The organism is Pseudomonas sp. GZJR-8 (assembly GCF_002916705.1).
GTDB lineage: Bacteria > Pseudomonadota > Gammaproteobacteria > Pseudomonadales > Pseudomonadaceae > Aquipseudomonas > Aquipseudomonas synxantha_A.
The window spans coordinates 311,026-327,033 of sequence record NZ_JXSI01000006.1 but is presented as its reverse complement, the minus strand read 5'-3'; the positions used below and the strand labels follow the sequence as shown (position 1 = coordinate 327,033).

Annotated in this window: 15 protein-coding genes; 2 read left to right on the top strand and 13 right to left on the bottom strand. The window is 59.2% G+C overall.

Features of this window, described 5'->3' with window-relative positions; genetic code table 11:
* The 9 genes from TK42_RS14990 to TK42_RS14950 all read right to left on the bottom strand — a co-directional run bounded on the left by TK42_RS14990 (position 1) and on the right by TK42_RS14950 (position 8,109).
* Positions 1 to 1,380 (bottom strand): iron-containing redox enzyme family protein, encoded by a 1,380-nt coding sequence (locus TK42_RS14990; RefSeq protein ID WP_103734585.1) that lies wholly within the window; start codon positions 1,378 to 1,380, stop codon positions 1 to 3.
* A 186-nt stretch (positions 1,381 to 1,566) separates the two neighbouring features.
* Positions 1,567 to 1,842: a type II toxin-antitoxin system RelE/ParE family toxin gene (locus TK42_RS14985; RefSeq protein ID WP_032880728.1), complete on the bottom strand. Its 276-nt coding sequence runs from the start codon at positions 1,840 to 1,842 to the stop codon at positions 1,567 to 1,569.
* Positions 1,842 to 2,036, bottom strand: a complete 195-nt coding sequence (locus tag TK42_RS14980) for a hypothetical protein (RefSeq protein ID WP_032880727.1) — start codon at positions 2,034 to 2,036, stop codon at positions 1,842 to 1,844. The genes TK42_RS14985 and TK42_RS14980 overlap by 1 nt, the downstream gene beginning before the upstream one ends.
* A 148-nt stretch (positions 2,037 to 2,184) precedes the next feature.
* On the bottom strand, positions 2,185 to 3,927 hold the full coding sequence (locus tag TK42_RS14975) for an ABC transporter substrate-binding protein (RefSeq protein WP_003192009.1): 1,743 nt from the start codon (positions 3,925 to 3,927) through the stop codon (positions 2,185 to 2,187).
* Positions 3,928 to 3,959: 32 nt separating this feature from the next.
* Entirely contained in the window at positions 3,960 to 4,232 is a 273-nt protein-coding gene (locus tag TK42_RS14970; protein WP_003192011.1) for a DUF2160 domain-containing protein, read from the bottom strand.
* 11 nt (positions 4,233 to 4,243) lie between these two features.
* On the bottom strand, positions 4,244 to 5,044 hold the full coding sequence (locus TK42_RS14965; RefSeq protein ID WP_003232361.1) for a carbohydrate ABC transporter permease: 801 nt from the start codon (positions 5,042 to 5,044) through the stop codon (positions 4,244 to 4,246).
* Positions 5,045 to 5,054: 10 nt separating this feature from the next.
* Positions 5,055 to 5,921 (bottom strand): carbohydrate ABC transporter permease, encoded by an 867-nt coding sequence (locus TK42_RS14960; protein WP_005789024.1) that lies wholly within the window; start codon positions 5,919 to 5,921, stop codon positions 5,055 to 5,057.
* Positions 5,918 to 7,015, bottom strand: coding sequence for an ABC transporter ATP-binding protein (locus TK42_RS14955; RefSeq protein ID WP_103734584.1), 1,098 nt, complete (start codon positions 7,013 to 7,015; stop codon positions 5,918 to 5,920). The genes TK42_RS14960 and TK42_RS14955 overlap by 4 nt, the downstream gene beginning before the upstream one ends.
* Positions 7,015 to 8,109: an ABC transporter ATP-binding protein gene (locus TK42_RS14950; protein WP_057703149.1), complete on the bottom strand. Its 1,095-nt coding sequence runs from the start codon at positions 8,107 to 8,109 to the stop codon at positions 7,015 to 7,017. The genes TK42_RS14955 and TK42_RS14950 overlap by 1 nt, the downstream gene beginning before the upstream one ends.
* Positions 8,110 to 8,475: 366 nt before the next feature.
* Here TK42_RS14950 and TK42_RS14945 point away from each other — a divergent pair, with 366 nt between their 5' ends.
* Positions 8,476 to 10,290 (top strand): sigma-54-dependent Fis family transcriptional regulator, encoded by a 1,815-nt coding sequence (locus TK42_RS14945; protein WP_103734583.1) that lies wholly within the window; start codon positions 8,476 to 8,478, stop codon positions 10,288 to 10,290.
* Between the two features lies 1 nt (position 10,291).
* Here the strand turns inward: TK42_RS14945 and TK42_RS14940 are convergent, their stop codons facing one another.
* The 4 genes from TK42_RS14940 to TK42_RS14920 form a co-directional block, all read right to left on the bottom strand.
* A complete protein-coding gene (locus tag TK42_RS14940; RefSeq protein WP_103734582.1) occupies positions 10,292 to 12,409 on the bottom strand; it encodes a TonB-dependent receptor domain-containing protein in 2,118 nt (705 codons plus the stop codon).
* A 135-nt stretch (positions 12,410 to 12,544) separates the two neighbouring features.
* Positions 12,545 to 12,814 carry a hypothetical protein gene (locus tag TK42_RS14935; RefSeq protein WP_050549417.1) on the bottom strand — a complete coding sequence of 90 codons (270 nt, stop codon included), beginning with the start codon at positions 12,812 to 12,814 and terminating at the stop codon, positions 12,545 to 12,547.
* A 132-nt stretch (positions 12,815 to 12,946) separates the two neighbouring features.
* The gene (locus TK42_RS14930; RefSeq protein ID WP_005789034.1) at positions 12,947 to 13,687 is read right to left on the bottom strand and encodes a hypothetical protein; all 741 of its coding nucleotides are present in this window, start codon (positions 13,685 to 13,687) and stop codon (positions 12,947 to 12,949) included.
* Between the two features lie 601 nt (positions 13,688 to 14,288).
* Positions 14,289 to 14,705: an Ivy family c-type lysozyme inhibitor gene (locus TK42_RS14920; protein WP_103734581.1), complete on the bottom strand. Its 417-nt coding sequence runs from the start codon at positions 14,703 to 14,705 to the stop codon at positions 14,289 to 14,291.
* 274 nt (positions 14,706 to 14,979) lie between these two features.
* Between TK42_RS14920 and TK42_RS14915 the strand changes: the two genes are divergently transcribed.
* Positions 14,980 to 15,756, top strand: coding sequence for a hypothetical protein (locus TK42_RS14915; RefSeq protein ID WP_103734580.1), 777 nt, complete (start codon positions 14,980 to 14,982; stop codon positions 15,754 to 15,756).
* Positions 15,757 to 16,008: the final 252 nt, after the last annotated feature.

Here is a 16,008-nt window from a genome sequence, read left to right as displayed (position 1 = left end):
TTAGCGCAAACGCGCACGCAGTTGGATAAAGCGGCGGGTGGCGTACAAGCCTGCGGGGCTGCTGTGGCGCCGCGCTGACATCCATGGGATCAGCGCACTGAGCTGTTGCTCGTCGGGCAGGTTCCACAGTGAATCGGCCAGGGTCTGGGTGTCGGGGTCCGCCGGGCATTGCTGCTCGCGGGCAAGCCGACTGCCGCGCCCCGGTCGAACCGGCGGCACGCGCTGGCCGCTGGCCCAGTGACCGGCGATCCAGTCATGCAGCAGCTGTTTTTCCGCCGCGCTGAATACCCCGAACATCGCCGCGCCGGCCCCCTCGATCAACTGCCAGAAACGGCTGTCGGCAGGGTCCTGGTTGAGCTTGATCCAGCCCTTGTCCTGCAAGGCGGTGAGGAAATCGCCGATCTGCCCCGGCTTGGCCAGCCATTGGTTGACGGTCTGGCCTTCGAAGCGGCAGTAGTCCGAGTGCATGTGCTGGCCGAAGGTGCGCTTGCGCTCAAGCATCGCGACTACTTCGTCGTGCAGGTTGAACTGCTGGATGACAGCCGTGGTACCCGGGCCAAGATCGTTGAGGCGATACCCAGCGGCGACGCGGCGGTAGAACGCGGCCCTGCCCTCGCCCAGCGGCAGCAGGCCCAACACCGATTGCGCGGCCTTGCTGGCGTGGCCGCTGCTGGCGTTATCGATGGTCACGTGGAGGGTGAAGTAATAGGGGTCGATGCCCAGTTCGCTGAGTTCGTAAGCGGTGATCAGCAGGTGCAGCGGCAACTGTTCGTAGCCCAGGTTGTAGCCGATGACTTCCGGCAGGAATTGGTCGGCGCACAGGCCCAGGGCCAGCTGCAGCGCACCTTGCAGGTAGTGCTCGTCCTCAAGGCCGGCTTCGCTGTCGGCATCGTGGTCGCTGAGCAACTTGCGATAGATCACCACGTGGTTCTGCGCGGCCTCACCGTCGCCCAATTCCTCCAGATAGGTAGTGAGCAAGCCGTCGAAGCGCTGGTCTTGCCAATAGTGCAGCAGGCCGTAGAGCCAGGCGCCGTCCACCAGTTTGGTCGGTGCCACACGCTGCAGGACATACAACGCGTGGGCTTTGTTGTGAAAATAACGCCGTGGCCGGCCTTGCTGGCGCTGCTCAAGGTAGTGGGCATAGGCCTGGGCCACGACGGCGCAGCGCTGTTCGACCCAGGCCGCCAGGTGTTCGGGCGCTTCAGGCAAGTCGCAGTCGGTTTCCTCTACCTGGGCCAATTGATCCTGCAGGTAGTCACGCGCCAGTTCGGCGGCGTCTGGCGTTTCGCCGTACAGCTGTCGATACACCCGTTGATGGTGGCCTTGGGCCGAGTCGGTGAGAGAGGCCGGCTGGCCTGACAGCGCTGTAAGGAGTGTCATGATGGCAGTTTCCGCAAAGTCCGTTACAACGGGCCTTCCACAAGGTGGCCCCGCAAGAGCGCTCAACTTCACGCGCTTCTAGAATGCAGAGCGTCGGGGCGTGCGGAAAATTCAAATGAGGTTATGAAGGGGGGGATAAGCGGTCGCAGTGAAGGCGCTCGCTGATGAAATACGAAGGCGGGAGGCTCAGGGATATTCTTGCCGGGCGTGCAATACGTTGACTATTTCGATCCGCTCAGCAGTCACTCTATACACCAGCACATAATTGGGATGTACAACCACCTCACGAGTACCTGGCACCCGGCCGCACGGATACAGATAGGGGTGCTCAGCCAATGGTAGAGGCGCGCCTTCCAGGCGGGTCTTGATGCGTCGTGCAGCGCCGGGGTTTTCTGCTGCGATAAAAGTCACGATATCAATCAGGTCGCCGATGGCTTCGTCAAGCCAAACAACGGCCAACATCAAGCCTTGGCCCGCTGCTCAAGCTCTGCTTGCAGAATAATCGCCTCAACTCGTGCCATGACCTCGTCATGAGGTACACCGGGGCCGGGGTTGGCCAAGCTTTTTTCGACTTTTTTACGAAACCAGAGATCATGACTACTCGCCTGCTCTTCGGTTTCAAACTCGGAAACAATTGGGGAAAGTGGAACACCCATCAGATAACCTCCTGTATGAATGCTCAGCAGTTTAGTCGTAACCTGGCAGGCTGTCTCGAACCACCGGATGAAATGCAGGGTGTCGCACTTCAAGCTTCAAACAAAACGGCACGTAAACGTGCCGTTGCGTCGTACTCACTCAGCGCTGTTACTTGCGCGCCGCCTCCCACTGTTTAAGCAGATCGTTGTAGTTCACGGTTTCACCCTTGGGCTTCTCGTTTGCCAGTTTCGGCTTCGGCGCGCCCGGCTGGTCGAACCAGTATTGCGCGTCACGCTCGGGGTTCATTTTCGGGCCGCACACCGGTTGCACCTTGGAGCGTTCCAGGCGCGTCATGATCGCGTCCTGCTCCTTGGCCAGGTTGTCCAGCGCCTGTTGCGGAGTTTTCTCGCCGCTGGCGGCGGCGGCGATGTTGCTCCACCACAATTGCGCCAGGCGTGGGTAGTCCGGCACGTTGGTGCCGGTTGGCGACCACTCGGTGCGCGCCGGGCTGCGGTAGAACTCCACCAGCCCCCCGAGCTTGGGCGCCATGTCGGTCATGGCCTGGGAGTTGATATCAGACTCCCGAATCGGCGTCAGACCAACGATAGTCTTCTTCAGCGACACGGTTTTGGAGGTCACGAACTGCGCGTACAGCCAGGCCGCGAGTTTCTGTTTCTCAGGCGTGGACTTGAGGAAGGTCCAGGAGCCTACGTCCTGATAGCCCTTCTTCATGCCCTTTTCCCAGTACGGCCCGACCGGCGACGGCGCCATGCGCCATTTCGGCGTACCGTCGGCATTCACCACCGGCAAGCCCGGCTTGACCATGTCGGCGGTAAACGCGGTGTACCAGAAAATCTGCTGGGCAATGTTGCCCTGGGACGGCACCGGGCCGGATTCGGAGAAGGTCATGCCCGCCGCTTCCGGCGGCGCGTAGGCTTTCATCCAATCCACATATTTTTGTGTGGCGAACACCGCCGCCGGGCCGTTGGTGTCGCCGCCGCGGGTCACGCTGGAACCCACCGGGTGGCAGTCCTCCACACGAATGCCCCACTCGTCCACCGGCAAGCCGTTGGGCAAGCCCTTGTCACCGCCGCCGGCCATGGAGAACCACGCATCGGTAAAGCGCCAGCCCAGGGACGGGTCTTTCTTGCCGTAGTCCATGTGCCCGTAGATGCGCTTGCCGTCGATTTCCTTGACGTCTTCGCTGAAGAATTTGGCGATGTCTTCATAGGCCGACCAGTTCACCGGTACGCCGAGGTCGTAGCCGTATTTTTCCTTGAACTTGGCTTTCAGCTCCGGGCGTTCGAACCAGTCGGCGCGGAACCAGTAGAGGTTGGCGAACTGCTGGTCGGGCAGCTGATAGATCTTGCCGTCCGGCGCGGTGGTGAAGGACAGGCCGATAAAGTCCTTGAGGTCCAGGGTTGGCGAGGTGAAGTCCTTGCCTTCGTTGGCCATCAGGTCGGTGATGGACTCGGTCTTGCCGTAGCGAAAGTGCGTACCGATCAGGTCCGAGTCATTGACCCAGCCGTCATAGATATTCTTGTCGGACTGCATCTGGGTTTGCAGCTTCTCCACCACGTCGCCTTCCTGTAGCAGGTCGTGGGTCAGCTTGATGCCGGTGATTTCACTGAATGCCTTGGCCAGTACCTTGGATTCGTACTCGTGGGTGGTGAGGGTTTCCGACACCACGTTGATCTTCATCCCACGGAAGGGCTCCGACGCCTTGATAAACCACTTCAACTCCTCAAGCTGTTGGGCTTCGGTGAGGGTCGAGGGCTTGAACTCGCTGCCGATCCATTTTTTCGCGGCATCTTCATACGCATCGGCCCAGGCCGAAGCGCTCAAACCGCTGAGGGCCAGTACGGCGGCCAATGAAATGCTATGTCGCAGCTTATTGTTTTTATTCAACATAGAGACCTCCTGGTTGTTTATTCATAAGGGCATTAGCCCCAACGCATCACACTCAACAGCCATAACAGGGAGAGCGCGGACGCCACCCAGATGCTCCAGTCGGTAACGCCGATGACCAGCAAATGCAGGTAGGCGCTGCCGAGAAGACCGATAAACAAGCGATCACCACGGGTGGTGCTGATCGGCAGCAACCCGCGCCGCGGAATGCTCGGCGAACGCAGTTCCCAGGTGGTCATGCCCGCCAGAATCAGGGCGATGCCACCAAAGAACAGCGCAGTGGGGGTGGTCCAGGCCATCCATTCCATCATCGATTCCTCTAGACCCGGCCCAGGGCAAAGCCCTTGGCCACGTGGTTGCGAACAAACCAGATCACCAACATGCCCGGGAGGATAGTCAATACCCCCGCTGCCGCCAGTACCCCCCAATCAATACCCGACGCAGAGACCGTGCGGGTCATTACCGCCGCGATGGGCTTGGCGTTGACCGAAGTCAGCGTGCGCGCCAGCAGCAGTTCGACCCAGGAAAACATAAAGCAGAAAAACGCAGTCACCCCGATGCCGGAGCCGATCAACGGAATAAAGATCTTCACGAAGAACTTGGGAAAACTATAGCCATCGATGTAGGCGGTTTCGTCGATTTCCTTGGGCACGCCGGACATGAAGCCTTCAAGGATCCACACCGCCAACGGCACGTTGAACAGGCAGTGAGCCAGGGCCACGGCGATGTGCGTATCGAACAGGCCGATGGAGGAATACAGCTGGAAAAACGGCAGCAGAAACACCGCCGGCGGCGCCATGCGGTTGGTCAGCAGCCAGAAGAACAGGTGCTTGTCACCCAGGAAGCGGTAGCGCGAGAACGCATAGGCTGCCGGCAGCGCCACGCTCAGAGAGATCACCGTGTTCAGGCTCACGTAGTACAGCGAGTTGAGGTAGCCGGTGTACCAACTCGGGTCGGTGAAGATCACTTTGTAGTTGGCCAGGGTGAAATCCTGGGGAAACAGGGTCAGGCCGCCGAGGATTTCGGTGTTGCTCTTGAACGACATGTTCAACAGCCAGTAGATCGGCACCAGCAGGAACAGGATATAAATCAGTAACGGAATAAGCTTGCGCTTGCTCATGTTGGCGGCCTCAGCGGTTGGCGTCGGAATGGGTCATGGCGGTGTAGAACAGCCAGGACACCAACAGGATGATCAGGAAATACACCAGCGAAAACGCCGCTGCCGGGCCCAGGTCGAATTGGCCTACGGCCATCTGGGTGAGCGTCTGACTCAAGAAGGTGGTGGCGTTCCCCGGCCCGCCCCCCGTGAGTACGAAAGGCTCGGTGTAGATCATGAAACTGTCCATGAAGCGCAGCATCACCGCGATCAACAGCACGCTTTTCATCTTCGGCAACTGGATATGTCGGAACACTGCCCAGGCCGATGCACGATCAATCCGCGCGGCCTGGTAGTAGACATCCGGAATGGCCCTTAAACCCGAGTAGCACAGCAGCGCCACCAACGAGGTCCAGTGCCACACATCCATCACCAGCACGGTGACCCAGGCGTCCATGGTGTTGGCCGCATAGTTGTAGCTGATGCCCATGGCGTTGAGGGTCGAACCCAGCAGGCCGATGTCGGCACGGCCAAAGATCTGCCAGATGGTGCCGACCACGTTCCATGGAATCAGCAGCGGAATGGCGAGGATAATCAGCACCAGCGATGACCAGCGTCCTTTGGTCGGCATGGTCAGGGCGATGGCAATGCCCAGCGGGATTTCAATCAGCAGCACACAGGCCGAGTAGATGAACTGGCGCAGCAACGAGTCGTGCAGGCGCGGATCAAGCAGCACCTGCTTGTACCAGTCGGCCCCGACGAAGTAGCGGCTGGACTGGTCGAAAATATCCTGCACCGAGTAATTGACCACGGTCATCATCGGGATCACCGCACTGAACGCCACCAGCAGGAACACCGGCAACACCAGCCACCAGGCCTTGTTGTTCTGCACCTTGTTCATGGCGCCACCTCCAGCAGGTAATCGTCGGCGTAGAGCATCAGCCATTGCGCGGGGAAGCTGATGGACGCCCTGCCCTCCGGCACCGGTTTGTCTTCGGCCAGGCGCACTTTGAGCGTGGCGCCGTCGAGGTTGAGGGTCATGATCTTGTAGGTGCCCAAGTCCTCCACATGCATGACGCCGGCTTGCAGGGCGTCAGGGTTGTGGTCATCCCATACATGGATAAATTCCGGGCGGATGCCAACCTGGAGTTTTTTGCAGTCGGTCGCGTTGATCCTTTGCTGCAACGCCTGCGACAGCGGCAGAAAGGTATTGGCAAACCCCACACCACCAGCCCTGGCCTGCACCTCGATCAGATTCATCCCTGGGCTGCCGATGAAATAGCCGACAAAGGTATGACTCGGCCGCTCGAACAATTCACGCGGGGTGCCGAACTGCACAATCTGCCCGCCGTACATCACCGCGATCTTGTCGGCGAAGGTGGAGGCTTCCAGTTGGTCATGGGTGACGTAGACCATAGTGATATTGAACTGCTCATGAATCTGCTTGAGCTTGCGCCGCAGTTTCCATTTCAGGTGCGGGTCGATCACCGTCAGCGGCTCGTCGAACAGGATCGCCGACACGTCATCGCGCACCAGGCCACGGCCCATGGAGACTTTCTGTTTTTCGTCGGCGGTGAGGTTGCGGGCTTTTTTGCTCAGCAGGGTTTGCAGGTCCAGAACTTCGGCGATTTCCTGCACCTTGCTGTGGATTTTCGCTTCGGCCATGCCCTGGTTTCGCAGCGGGAAGGCCAGGTTGTCGAACACCGTCATGGTGTCGTACACCACCGGGAACTGGAACACCTGGGCGATATTGCGTTTCTCCGGCGTGAGGTCGTTGACCACCTGGGTATCGAACAGCACCTGGCCCTCAGAGGGGCTGAGCAGGCCGGAGATGATATTGAGCAACGTGGACTTGCCGCAGCCCGACGGCCCGAGCAACGCGTAGGCACCGCCCTGCTCCCACACATGGTTCATTTCCCGAATGGCGTAGTCGTCAGGCCCTTTTGGCGTGGGGCTATAGCTATGGGCCAGGTTACGCAAATGGATCTCGGCCATCAGGCAACCCTCGCAACACGGCGCCCGGGGGCCTGGACCAAACGGCCCTGTCCATCGAACACAAACAGTTTATGGGTGGGGATATACACGCGGATCGGCGCGTCCACATCGTACTCATGCACCCCCGGCAGGTGCAGCACCAGCAGGAAGTGCTCGCTGCGCACATGCAGGAAGGTTTCCGAGCCGCTGATCTCGGCGACTTCCACGGTCACCGCCAACTCCAGGTCATCGTCATTGCTCGGTACCAGGCTGATATGGCTGGGACGCACGCCGAAACGGAACTCGCCCTCGCCGATGGGGCGCAGGTCGACGTTGAGTGGGAAATGCACGAAATTGGCGAAGCTCACTTCGTTGCCGCTGATGCGCCCTGGCATCAGGTTGATCGGCGGTTCGGAGAACAGCTCAGCGGCCAGAACGGTTTGCGGCTGGTGATAGACCTCGGCGGCCTTGCCGCTCTGGATCACCCGGCCTTCGTGAAGAATGGTGGTGGTGCCACCCAGGGCCAGAGCCTCGTTGGGTTCGGTGGTGGCGTAAATGGCGATGGTGTGGCGCGCCTTGAACAGTTCGCGCATTTCCTGACGCAGCTCTTCGCGCAGTTTGTAGTCCAGGTTCACCAGGGGCTCATCGAACAGAATCAGTTCGGCGTCTTTGACCAGGGCGCGGGCCATGGCGGTGCGCTGCTGCTGGCCACCGGACAGTTCCAGCGGGTGGCGTTGCAGGAACTTCTCGATGCGCAGCATCCTGGCGGTTTCCAGCACCTTGCTCTGGATCAGCTCGTTGGACACACCGGCCTGGCGCAACGGCGAGGCGATGTTCTCGAATACGGTCATGGTGGGATAGTTGATGAACTGCTGGTAGACCATCGACACATTGCGCAGGCGTACCGGCTTTTGCGTAACGTCTACGCCGTTCATCAGGATGCGGCCGCTGTCGGGCTTGTCCAGACCGGCCATCAGGCGCATCAGACTGGTTTTGCCGGACAGGGTGCGACCGAGCAAGACGTTGAAAGAGCCGGCTTCAAAACGCAGGTTGGCGTCGTCGATCCAGGTTTGGCCGTCGACAACGCGGGAGACATGTTCCAGGGTCAATGACATGACACGACCTTTTTATTATTGGAATGAATCTGGCCAGGTGTCAGAGCGAGTTTCGTGCCAAAACTGCAAGCGCTTGATGCGTAAGGGAATGGGTTAATGGTGATGTTCAGGAGTGAACAAAGTGGCTGAACAACTGAACACTTTCGGGGTTGACAATGAACAGTTCTGAACAACACTCTCATGACCAACACAAGATAAAAATGTGGGAGGGGGCTTGCTCCCGATAGCGGTGTATCAGTCAGCATCTTTTCACTGACATACCGCTATCGGGAGCAAGTCGAATCGTCGCACCGCCCCTCCCACACTTGAACCCATTTCAATGGTTGAATGTGCACATCCAATAACAATAAAAATGAAGGTCGCACCATGGCCGAACCACTGGCACACGACACCCTTATCCAGGAATCCTGGCGACGTTGCCGCGCCTTCGGCCTGGACCACCAGAGCACGCCAAGCTTTGATCAACTGCCCGCCGAAGGCATCAGTCAACTCCTGGAAAGCCAGCATTCACTGGTGCAGACCACGCACCAGGAAGTACTGCCCTACTATGAAAACATCCTCAGCAACTCCAACTGCCTGATCATGCTGGCTGACAATCAGGGCCAGGTCCTGACGTCGTGGGGCACCCAGCGGTTTATCGAACCCAAGCTGGCCCGTGGCTTCAGCCCCGGCGCCAGCTGGATGGAACGTGCCAGCGGCACCAATGCCATCGGCACCGCGCTGGCCTGCGCCCAGGCCGTGCATATCGAGCACGATGAACACTTCCTAAAGGCCAACCGTTTCATGACCGGTTCCGCGGCGCCTATTTTCGACGCCCAGCGCGAAATCATCGCGGTGCTGGATGTGTCCAGCGACAGCTACCTGCCGCCCTCCCATACCCTGGGCATGGTCAAGATGATGAGTCAGACCGTGGAAAACCGGCTGATCCTCAACCTGTTCCGTGGCGAACATTTCCAACTGACCTTCAACACCGGCTTGAGCAACCTCGACAGCCAGTGGGCCGGCCTGCTGATCTTTGATGAAAGCGGCCAGGTACTATCAGCCAATCGGCGTGCGGATAACCTGCTGGGCATCAGCCTGTCGCGGGTGATGATCGACAGTCTGTTCAAGGTGTCGCTGCTGGAGTTGCTCAACCAGCCCGAAGGGTTGCCGTTTGCGTTGCAGGCGGCTGGGCGCAACCGCTTCCAGTGCCTGTTGAAGCGACCCAGGCAGATGCCAGTGCAGGCCCGGGTGTTCAGCCAACCGCCGCCAGCGCCGACCTCGATCAACCTCAAGACCCTGCATTTTGGCGATGTACGCATGGAGAAAGCGGTGCGCCAGGCCGAACGCCTGCTGGAAAAGGACATTCCATTGCTGATTCACGGCGAGACTGGGGTGGGCAAAGAGGTGTTCGTCAAAGCCCTGCATCAGGCCAGCTCGCGCAGCCGACAGGCATTGATCGCTGTGAACTGTGCGGCGATTCCGGCTGAGCTGGTGGAATCGGAACTGTTCGGCTACGAAAAAGGCGCCTTCACCGGCGCCAATCAGAAAGGCAGCATCGGCCTGATTCGCAAGGCGGACAAGGGCACGCTGTTTCTCGACGAGATCGGTGATATGCCCTTGCCGACCCAGGCCCGCCTGTTGCGGGTGTTGCAGGAGCGCTGTGTGCAACCGGTGGGCAGCAGTGAGGTGTTCCCGGTGGATTTGCGCATCATCTCGGCGACCAACCGTGCACTGCGCGATCTGGTGCAGGCCGGGCGCTTTCGCGAGGATTTGTACTACCGCATCGGCGGCCTGACCCTGGAGTTGCCGCCATTGCGCGAGCGCACCGACAAGCAAGCGTTATTCCAGCAACTGTGGCAGCAACATCGCGAGCCGAACCAGTGGGCCGGGCTGAGTGCCGAGGTGCTGGGCTTATTCGAGCAACATCCGTGGCCGGGCAATTTGCGTCAGGTGAGCAGCGTGTTGCAGGTGGCGCTGGCGATGGCCGAGGAGCAGCCGATCCGCGCAGAACATCTGCCCGATGATTTTTTTACCGATTTGAAGCAAACGGCGCCGCTGCCCACCTGCGAGCGCCTGGATGAAAATATTGACCTCAACCAACGCCTGCGAGCCGTGGGCGGGAATATTTCCCACCTGGCGCGGGAGTTGGGAGTGAGCCGCAACACCCTGTACAAGCGCCTGCGCCAGCACGAAGGTTGATTTAACGCCAGCTCCACGACACGCCGGTGTAGATACCACGCCCATCGGCAGGGGTAGAACGTGCTGCGTCCATGCCTTTGTCGTCGTACCCCGGCGTAACGGTATTGGCATAGCGACGGTTGGTCAGGTTGCGCAGATCGACCCAGGCTTGCCAGTCTTGCTTGGGCGCGTCATAGCCGAACGTGGCGCCGAGGGTGGTGTAGGCCGCGGCGTAGTAAGAGTTGGCGTAGTCCACCGCTACCCGCGAGGCATGTTCGGTGTTGAGGCTGGTGTAGAAACCCGTCGGGTGGCTGTAGCGCACCTGCGCCTGATAGTCATGCTTGGGGATGCCGGGCAAGGTGTTGTCGCCGAAACGGTCATCGTCACGGTAGTGGAAGTCGCTGAAGGTATAGGCCTGGCGCAGGTCGAGCTTGCCGTTGCGGCCGCCGTCCCATAGCGGGCTGAGCAGGCTCAGTTCCACGCCCTGGTGCATGGTGGGGCTGGCGTTGGATTCGGCGATGATCGCGCTGCTGTTGGCAGTCTGGGCCTGGGTTTCCACGGAAAGCAGTTCGTGGCGTACTTCAGAGCGGTAGAGGGCCAGGTCCCACTGGCCGAGCCACGCTTCGCCGCGCCCGCCGATTTCCAGGGTGGTGGCGGTCTGATTGCGTAACTTCACACCTTCGCGCTGTAGCCCCGTAGCCGCGCCGCTGCCCGGACCGAAGTATTTGTTGGAACCCCAGATCATCGACCAGGCGTGCGGCGGTTCTACCGAGCGGCTCAGGTTGGCGTATACCTGCAATTGCGGGGTGAAGTCGTAACGCAGACCGATGCGCGGTGCGTAATCCCAGTCATGTTGACTGAGCGGCGCCTGGCCATCGGGGTAAGTCACCTGGGTTTCGCGGCGGGTGTAGATCGCGGCAAGGCCGGTGGTGAGCCACAGATCCTCCAGCAGTTCCAGCTCATTGCCTACATGCAGCACGGTGTCGGAGCCCAGGTAGCTGTAATCGCGGGTCTTGGTGCCGGGGGAATAAATGGCGGTGTTGCCTGCAGGGATGCGGACATATTCCGACGCGCCATTATTGGGCATCGCCTGGGTGGTACGCAGGCCGACGGTGGTTTTGCTGGCATGGCCGAACAGGCTGTCCTGACGGATGTAGTTCAGGGTGCCGCTGATATCGGTGTAGGCGACCTTGAGGCGGTTGGTGCCCTCGCGCAGATCCATCGGGTAGTCGTGATAGGCCAGCCCGACTTCCACTCGGGCGTTGTCGTCCAGTTGCAAGGTGGTCTTGTTGGCGATCCAGGTAGAGCCCGGTTGCAGGCGTTTTGAATCGCGGGCGGCGTTGAGGCTGTTGGCGGCACGCGGGTCATGGCTGATCTGGTAGCGCGTGAGCTTGCCGGGGGAATCGTTGGTGGTTTCGCGGTAGCGCAGGTAGAAGCGCGTTTCCAGGTCCGGGTTGAAGCGGTAGCCAAAGTTGGCGGCGATGCCCTTGCCGGTCCCGGCGCTCTGGTGCTGGTAGCCGTCGGACTCGGAATCGGTGAGGCTGATGTAGTAATCGGCATCCCCCAGCACCTGGCCGGAACTGACCTCCCGCTGAGCATAGCCGCGGCTACCGACCTCATAGCGCACTTGCAGCTTGGGCGCGTCGTAGCCGGTGTGGGTCACGTAATTGACCGAACCACCCAGGGCCAACGCGCCCTGATCGAAGCCATTGGCGCCCCGCAGCACTTCCACGCGGCTTTGCCACAACGGGTCCTTGAGCTCATAAGGTGTACCGCCCGGGCCCGTGAGCGGCAGACCGTCGAACATTTCATACAGGCCGGAGGCATGGGCGCCCGGGCTGCGGTTCAGGCCCGAACCGCGAATGGACAGCTTCACGCCTTCGTTATTCGCCGCCTTGGCGTACACCCCGGCCTGGTACTTGAACACATCTTCGTTACTGCTCACCCGCCCCTGTTGCACGCTGCTCATATCGATGTAATTGCTGCCGCCGGGCACGCGCTGTAGCTGTGCCTGGGCAATTTCGCCGGCACTGGCTTCAGTGGTGGTGACTTCGACTGGCGCCAGTTGCAGGCCTTCGGCCTGTACCAGCGAGCTGAGAGTCAGGGCGGCAAAAAGAAAGGGCGGGTGGCGCAGCAGCATTGGGGCGGGTCCTTGGGATTACGGAACGTGGCAGGCCAGGCCCACCACGCGAACAGTGATGGGAAGGCAGGCACGCCCGTCAGGTCACGCCTTATTGACGAACCATGACCCTGGCAAAACAGTACCAGACAGGTTTCAGCCGTCCGGCTTCGCCAATTCCCGCATCAGATCATCCGCATCGGAACCCGGCGCAAAGCGGAAACCGTACATTTCATCGGTAGCCAGAATCTCGTCCAGGGCATCAAGCAGCTGGGCTTGCGAGGGTGAGTTGCGCAGCAGCGTGTGCGCCGGCAACAGCAACTCGGCAGAGACGCCCTGAGCAGTCGCGGCGTCGATGACCGCGAACAGGATAAACCGCAAACGTATTTCGCGATCCGTGGGCCAAACCGTTTTTCGTTTACCCAAGGGAGGGCCTCGTGTTTAAGAAAAATCCGAGGCTATTGCTCGCAGGCAAGCGTTTCAAGCAGCGAGAGGCAAGATAGGCACCTTCCTACAGCAGAAAGGGAAACACCCCACTGATTGTTCGATGGATGCGCCTCACTGCACCGGCAGGAAGTTCATCAGCAATAAACTTTGCGCGTAATTGAGGCCAATGCGTCGGTAACGCTCATCGAGGATTTGGGTAAGCAGGTCTAGGCGCGCAACGATCTTGCCAAACTCAACGGCAAAACTGAGGTTACTGCCCTCCTCCGATATTTCATTGGAGAACAACAGCAATACACCGTTGGCATCCTGGCGCTGGCTGAGCAGCCAGGTGGCCTTTTCGATATTGCGCGCCGCATTGCTGACAAACTGCGGGTTGATCGAGTCGGTCACATAAAACTGCGTACGCCCGCCGTGGGCGGTCACGAGCATACTGCCAATCGCGTAGATAAACGCGCCGACACGGTCACCACGAAAGTCGGGACTCAGGGAGTAACTCAGGGCGGCCAGATCACGCCGGTCTCCCAGTGCGGGCAAGGGTTGACGGTTTTCGATGGCCTGGCGAATGACCCGGGCGGCGCTCACCGCATCCGGATAGCCCGACTGACGCCACTGGCTGGGATTGCGCAGGTAAAGCTTGCTCATCAGCAGGTAGAGGCTTTGCAGGTTGTCGCGCATCCCCAGGGTGGCCATGCGATCGACACTGGTCTGGAAGAACTCATCGGGCTTGCCATCGCTGAATTGCCTGGCGATATCGCGGCCTTGTTGCTGGCTGCAACCCACTGCGCAGAGCGCAAGCAGCGCAGCCAGCAACAGCGGCCATAGAGAGGTAAAAACTGTTGACGTTCGATCCATCGGCACCGGGTCTGATTCTGTGGGCCACGTGCGGGAGTCGAGTGGCCGGGACAGGGGTAGATCAGCAAAATGGAAAAAAGTGCAGCGGTGCGGGTCGGATCAGCATCGGCTTACAGCCACAAGGAGGTGAACGAGACCACGATGACCAGCAGACGAAGCCCGGCACAGGGCCGTAATGCCGTTCAGAAGGTTTTTTGTAGGAACGAGCTTGCTCGCGAAAAATCACAGGCGCCGCGTTCAATCAGGACACGCGTTATCGTTGACGTTTTTCGCGAGCAAGCTCGCTCCTACAGAGGGCGATTGAGAGGCTGCAAGGGGATTGAGAGTGCCAGGCGTTAGACAAATGGCGTTTAGTAGGCAGTTGGGGTGAAAGAAAAACTGCTGCCGTGCTGAGAAATTCTGCGGCGAACAAGATCTCCCGGCTTCATATCAATTTCTGATTCGATGATTCTTGAGGTGCCGAAAAGCATGTATTTCGAGACACTAAGAATATGCTTGCCAGGGGCCAGCCCAAACCTGGCAACCTCCCCAGGGTGAAACTCGGAAGCCGGTTGGTAGTTCTACCCACCCACCGCTTGCCGCAGCAGAGCGAAACCGCTCATCAATCCTCGGGATTGTTATCAGCAAACGACTTATTCAGCAGGCCCTGGACGACACTGTCGGGCCCACCCAGCAATTGCTTACTGAACGCCTCTCCATCGGCTGGTCGAGTCGCGAGTAACCCCCAGGACTTTGTTCCATCTGCGTTGAAGACCACGATTAGCTGATTGTCTGCACAGTCATGTGGCTTACACAAGTGGCCTACCGTGAAGCGCTTCCCATCAGCCGAAACCGTCTCGACTGGCGACGCTGTGCCCTGGGCTTTGCTGACCCAGTCCGGATAACTGAGCATCTCTGCGTAGGCTTTTTTGTAAGGCGCCTTGCTGGCGATCTCAGGCAGATATTGCTCAGCCCAGGCGCCTCCAGCCGCTAGCACCAGGGAGGCACCCGCCAACATTGAAAGGCTCGATATTTTCATTCGAATTACTCCATCTCGGTGTTTTTTCAGCAGCTTTTTCGCAGGTTGCACTTAAACGCCGGTATGAAGGCTCGGACAGGACACTGTTTTGGAAGTTCGACCTTTCACCTAACAAAGAAGCTTGAAATCATGAGGCAGGGCGAGGACACCTGCACGGTGACAGCGCCATACGGATTCAAGTAAGACAATATGGTGTTGTAGAAAACGTGGTGTTATGACGGCGGTCATACGCTTTGCGTCATTTCGACCCGCACTTCACTTACGGATGAGTATCATGAATGATGATTTGAAGCAGTCAGGCTCTACTACCACCTCGCAAACCACTACCTCGCTGGATCAGGTTAAAACCGGCAGGGCCCTGGATTTTACCTGGGCGCCAAACGCCAACACCACGACCACCATCGTCTCGGCAGACTTTGTCGACTACAAGGTCGACACTGCCCAGGGCAGCCCAACTGGCGACAGCCACTCCATTGCACGATTTACCTATGTCCAGGGCAAAGGCGGTGGCCAGATCAGCCAGCTTTTTCTGGAAGAAATGCGTGCTGGGGTACGCGCCAACACCCAGATCGGACTGATGGTAGGACGCAAATGGGTGCTGGACCCCAACGGGGAAGTCTCCGGCAGCATTGGTACTTACGTGGTCGAGCAATTCGACGACATGCGCGCCAGTGTGAATTATGTCGGTTCCTTCGCCCGGGTCTTCGCTGATCCGAGAATGGTCAGCTACCACGCCGGCGGACATGTGCACACCAATGTCTCTATCACCGGGAGCAGGTCCTTGACCATGGCGGACTCAGGCAAGTCGATCCTGGTTATCAGCGATACAGATGTCACGCTGACAATCGGTGATGATGTGATTGAAGGGTTCAAGGTGAATCTAATTCAGGCGGCCGCCGGCAAGGTCAACATCGTTGTATCGAGCAGCCATGTGATCTACAGCAACGCTGGAAGCCGCACGCACACGCTCAATCCACTGGATGAGCTGGAAGTCAGTACCTTCCCGTTCGGGCCGGTGTTCCTGGCTTTTCGAGTTAGGCCTACAGCCTGAGTAACCCGGCATAACCAAACCCCAGAAACGCAAAAGCCCCGCTTTCGCGGGGCTTTTGTGTAAATCTTGGCGGGAAACCAGGGATTCGAACCCTGGAGACGCTATTAACGTCCGCCGGTTTTCAAGACCGCTATGCAAACTCATACGGGCTGGGGCTCTGAAGGCCTGCGGAGTTCCAATACCCAAGGAAAGTGACCGGGCTACAGACGGCATTCTATAAGGGGTGCGGTTTTAGTTTTGGAACTCTTCCCC

What these genes read in the sequence shown, in the direction of transcription:
- TK42_RS14980 (WP_032880727.1), bottom strand. Translation starts at nt 2,036, where the DNA reads ATGGGTGTTCCACTTTCCCCAATTGTTTCCGAGTTTGAAACCGAAGAG.
- TK42_RS14985 (WP_032880728.1), bottom strand. Translation starts at nt 1,842, where the DNA reads ATGTTGGCCGTTGTTTGGCTTGACGAAGCCATCGGCGACCTGATTGAT.
- TK42_RS14950 (WP_057703149.1), bottom strand. Translation starts at nt 8,109, where the DNA reads ATGTCATTGACCCTGGAACATGTCTCCCGCGTTGTCGACGGCCAAACC.
- TK42_RS14945 (WP_103734583.1), top strand. Translation starts at nt 8,476, where the DNA reads ATGGCCGAACCACTGGCACACGACACCCTTATCCAGGAATCCTGGCGA.
- TK42_RS14965 (WP_003232361.1), bottom strand. Translation starts at nt 5,044, where the DNA reads ATGAGCAAGCGCAAGCTTATTCCGTTACTGATTTATATCCTGTTCCTG.
- TK42_RS14920 (WP_103734581.1), bottom strand. Translation starts at nt 14,705, where the DNA reads ATGAAAATATCGAGCCTTTCAATGTTGGCGGGTGCCTCCCTGGTGCTA.
- TK42_RS14915 (WP_103734580.1), top strand. Translation starts at nt 14,980, where the DNA reads ATGAATGATGATTTGAAGCAGTCAGGCTCTACTACCACCTCGCAAACC.
- TK42_RS14955 (WP_103734584.1), bottom strand. Translation starts at nt 7,015, where the DNA reads ATGGCCGAGATCCATTTGCGTAACCTGGCCCATAGCTATAGCCCCACG.
- TK42_RS14930 (WP_005789034.1), bottom strand. Translation starts at nt 13,687, where the DNA reads ATGGATCGAACGTCAACAGTTTTTACCTCTCTATGGCCGCTGTTGCTG.
- TK42_RS14960 (WP_005789024.1), bottom strand. Translation starts at nt 5,921, where the DNA reads ATGAACAAGGTGCAGAACAACAAGGCCTGGTGGCTGGTGTTGCCGGTG.
- TK42_RS14975 (WP_003192009.1), bottom strand. Translation starts at nt 3,927, where the DNA reads ATGTTGAATAAAAACAATAAGCTGCGACATAGCATTTCATTGGCCGCC.
- TK42_RS14970 (WP_003192011.1), bottom strand. Translation starts at nt 4,232, where the DNA reads ATGGAATGGATGGCCTGGACCACCCCCACTGCGCTGTTCTTTGGTGGC.
- TK42_RS14990 (WP_103734585.1), bottom strand. Translation starts at nt 1,380, where the DNA reads ATGACACTCCTTACAGCGCTGTCAGGCCAGCCGGCCTCTCTCACCGAC.
- TK42_RS14940 (WP_103734582.1), bottom strand. Translation starts at nt 12,409, where the DNA reads ATGCTGCTGCGCCACCCGCCCTTTCTTTTTGCCGCCCTGACTCTCAGC.